The organism is Bradyrhizobium sp. UFLA05-112, from assembly GCF_053572325.1.
This window is the reverse complement of record NZ_JBANBK010000236.1, coordinates 1-507: the sequence shown is the minus strand read 5'-3', so window position 1 is coordinate 507 and position 507 is coordinate 1. Positions and strand designations below refer to the sequence as shown.

The window sequence follows — 507 nt, the reverse complement described above, 5'->3', positions numbered from 1 at the left end:
GGCCTCCATTGCGGCTAGCGCCGCTTCAATCCCAAGAGGCTGTAGTCGATCGAGCACCTCTTGGGCGACAGCGCGATCGACCCGCATGCCGCCAAAGCCGATACAGTTGTCGGCCGCTTTGGTGCCGAACGCGCCGCGGCAGGCATATCGCTGTGTATTCCCGCCCTTTCCAGTGTACTGGATATGCAGGCGTCGGCCACAGCGCGCGCAACGGAACAACCCTGGCAGCAAGGCCTCGCCGCGCCTTATTGAGCCGCGACCCATATAGCTCTTCCCATTGGCGTTGTCGGCGATCAGGTGCTGATTCCTCTCGAACTCAGTCCAGGCAATGTAGCCTTCATGATGGTCGTGGATCAAAACCTCCCAATCCTTCCAATTGCGCCGAAGCGTGTCGCGCATGATCCGCTTGCGGCCACCCTTGATCGTCACGCGTGTCCCTCGCCGGCCATAGGCGTAAGAACCGGCGTACACCGGATTCGTCAGCATGTGGTGCAGTGTGTGATAGAC

General features: G+C 60.6%; 1 protein-coding gene. It reads right to left on the bottom strand.

Translation table 11 applies throughout. The features are described from left to right. Nucleotides 1-495, bottom strand: a 495-nt coding sequence (locus SO180_RS42545; protein ID WP_449384732.1) for a recombinase family protein, incomplete at its 3' end; no start/stop codon positions are given. Between the last annotated feature and the right edge of the window lie 12 nt (nt 496-507).